The 3,208-nt window shown below is 32.2% G+C and carries 3 protein-coding genes and 1 pseudogene; all 4 read right to left on the bottom strand.

Annotated elements, in window-relative coordinates; all coding sequences use genetic code 11:
• Positions 1-752, bottom strand: a pseudogene (locus tag AC30RD_RS07700) (hypothetical protein); the annotation flags it as partial.
• Complete coding sequence (locus AC30RD_RS07695) at positions 745-1,002, bottom strand: hypothetical protein (RefSeq protein WP_489493869.1); 258 nt, start codon at positions 1,000-1,002, stop codon at positions 745-747. The gene AC30RD_RS07695 and the pseudogene AC30RD_RS07700, both read right to left, overlap by 8 nt.
• Before the next feature lie 9 nt (positions 1,003-1,011).
• On the bottom strand, positions 1,012-1,443 hold the full coding sequence (locus AC30RD_RS07690) for a hemerythrin domain-containing protein (protein ID WP_489493868.1): 432 nt from the start codon (positions 1,441-1,443) through the stop codon (positions 1,012-1,014).
• A 392-nt stretch (positions 1,444-1,835) separates the two neighbouring features.
• Positions 1,836-2,948, bottom strand: a complete 1,113-nt coding sequence (gene prfB / locus AC30RD_RS07685) for a peptide chain release factor 2 (RefSeq protein WP_489493867.1) — start codon at positions 2,946-2,948, stop codon at positions 1,836-1,838.
• Positions 2,949-3,208 lie beyond the last annotated feature (260 nt).

Genomic DNA, 3,208 nt, shown 5'->3' with positions numbered 1-3,208 from the left:
AAAATTATAAAAGCAATTAAAGAGACTGAAATCCCTTTATTAAAAAAAATAGTCATAATTAAAAATATAAAAATTAGTAATGAAAGATATTTTTTGATATTTTTATTAAAATCGGGAGTAACGTAAAACATAGGTATAACTTGATAGGAAACCCCAACTATCAAAAGCCCAACCCAGCCAAAAAAAGCCCAAATGGCATGAAAATTTAAATATTCGTAAAAGTTATTTTGTATATTTGAGCTTCCTATCGAAAAAAGAAGATATATGCCTATTATAAAGGCTATAAGAAAAGAGATCAAGGCAAATCTCATAGCTAATATCGTAGCTGAGCTAAATGAGGCTTTAAATAGTTCATATAAGGTTATAAATATAAAAATCCCTATACTAAAAAATAGAAAAACTAAACTAAAATGCAAAATAAAATAGATATCATAAAAAAAACCTATAAAAAATAAAAAAACTCCTAAAACTAAAAATATGTGAATAATTTTTGAAAAAAGCAGAGGTTTTGGAAATTTTACCCCAACCAAAACAGGAAGCATCTGTTGCATCGCGCCAATCATAACCATACTCATAAATCCAAGAGTATAAATATGCAAAATCGCAATAGTTTTAGGAGAATAGATATTTGATATATTATCTGCGAAAAATATAAAAATAGCTCCTATTATGGCAAACAGTGGCGCGGTTATAAAAAATCTCAAAGGTGCTTCAAAAGGAGGAGCTTGATCTAAAGAGAGTCCCTTAAACATTATTTATAAGCTCCAAAACTTTCTCCTTATCCTTTTTAAAAAATATATAAATATGATAATCTTTGTTATCCTCTTTTATTATATAATCATATCCGATTGCTTTTATTTTATTGATTAAAAGTTCGGGCACCATTCTATGAATTTGGTGAATATAGCTTTTGCCTTCTTGTATATTTTGCAAAGCCGACATTACAAGCTGCATAGGAGCAGGAGCTTCAAACTCTCTTGTATCAACAACGATCTCTTCCATACACCTCCCCTAACTTATTTTTTTCATTTCATTTAAAATGGCTTCTTTGTCAAAGGGTAGTTGTTCGGCCATATTGTATAAGATCTGCTCTTCTTTCATATTATGCTGTTGGGTCATTATCATAAAAGTTTCGCCAAGTCCTAAAGCTTTTTCTTGATTTTTATTTTCTATCGCTTCACCTAACTGATCAATAATGCTTCTTATTTGTGCGTGTTCCATCTTCATTACATATATTGGGCCTTCTCCTCCACCGACAAACTCTTCCATTTTAGGAAAAAGCACCTCTTCTTCCATCGCAAAATGTTTTAGCATCGCTTTTTTAAATGGTATAAAAAGCTCTAAAGCTTTTTCAAAATCACCTTCATTTATCGCCTCTTCAAGAGGAGCATAAAGGTTATCGCACTCTCTGTGATCGTGAGTCATATACTCTTTTATAGACATAAATATCTCCTGTTTTTTTATTAGTATTTTATCTAAAAATTGGAATTTGATAATGATTAAAGTCAAGAGGAGAAAGGAGGAGGCAACAAAAGTTGCCAAAATACTATTTTTTTACGTTAAAGCCTATCCATGTAACTGCGGATACTGCCATTAGAGCTCCATATACTATTCCGAGCAATTCAGAAGGCGCCATTTTTTCTCCTTATGATTTTTATTATAAAAATTTATAATAAGAAAAACTTTAGCAAGAAGTTTTTCTTATATATCCATGTTAGGATACTATAAATAAAACTTATCTTAAAATAGAGGAAAAAGATATTGATTGATAGAAGATTTGCGCTACGGGGCAATATTTAATAAAAAAAGCTTTTTATATTATTCAAAAAAAATGATTATTTCGAGGTTTGTTCTTTTTGAGCTTGAGCGATTAAAACATCTTCTATTATTTTATCTATGTCTCCATCAAGTATAGCTTCTACGTTTGAATAAGCTTTATTGCTTCTATTGTCTTTTACCTGTTGATATGGGGCTAAAACGTAACTTCTTATCTGATGGCCCCAACCTATCTCGCTTTTTTCAATTCCCTCCTCTTCAGCTTTTCTTTTTTCAAGCTCCAGCTCATAGAGTCTACTTTTTAACATTTTCATTGCGGTTGCTCTATTTTTGTGCTGGCTTCTATCGTTTTGGCATTGCACGACTATGCCCGTTGGAATATGTGTTATTCTGATGGCAGAATCTGTTTTATTAACATGTTGTCCCCCAGCGCCGCTTGCTCTGTAAGTATCTACTCTAATATCTTTATCTTCAATTACGATATCTATATCATCATCAACTTCGGGACTTACCATAACAGAAGCAAAGGAGGTATGGCGTCTTGCGTTTGAGTCAAAAGGGCTGATTCTAACAAGCCTATGTATGCCGTTTTCAGCTTTTAAATACCCGTATGCGTTTTCTCCTTTTATAATAAAGCTAACATCTTTTATACCTGCCTCATCACCCTCTTGATAATCTAAAATTTCAACTTTAAATCCATGCCTTTCAGCCCATCTTAGATACATTCTATAAAGAATGCTTGCCCAGTCTTGAGATTCGGTTCCTCCAGCGCCTGGATGAATGGTAACGATAGCGTTTTTGTCATCATTTTCACCGCTTAACATAGTTTCAATCTCAATTTTATTGACTTTTTCTTCAAGTTCGTTTGCTTCATCGTATAATAGGTTTAAAGTCTCTTGATCTTCTTCTTGTAACGCCATTTCAAATAGCTCTTTTGCATCTTCTACGGCATTTTTTGCTTCATTATATTTTTCTAAAATTCTTGATATTTTATTTTTTTCTTTTTGTATTTCTCCGGCTTTTTTGGCGTCATTCCAAAAATCTGGCGAATTTTCAAGCTCCTCAATTTCTAAAACTCTTTTTTGTAAGCTATCAGGTTTTATTATATTTTTAATATTTTCTATCTTTTTTTGAAGTCTTTTTAAAAGTTCGCTATATTCGTAGCTATCCAAAACTTTTCCTTTTTATAAATTTTTAATAAAATAATGGTGTAATTATACTATATCTATTGTGAGTGGTTTAATAGTTAAAATAGTTGAGTAGTTGAGTGGTTGAGTAGTTAGGTGGAAGGCTGAAGGTTGAAGGGAGAAGGCGGTAAGGAGGTAAGTGAGCGAGGGCAAACCGAAGGTTTAGAACGATAACTGCTTATCGTTCGTACCCGAGCGAAGGCTGCGATTTTATGTGAGCCCTAAAATAAGATTTTAGTGGCGAA

Source organism: Nitrosophilus sp. (assembly GCF_982775275.1).
Note: the sequence above shows the minus strand (reverse complement) of the source record. Positions and strands in the feature narration are given on the sequence as shown.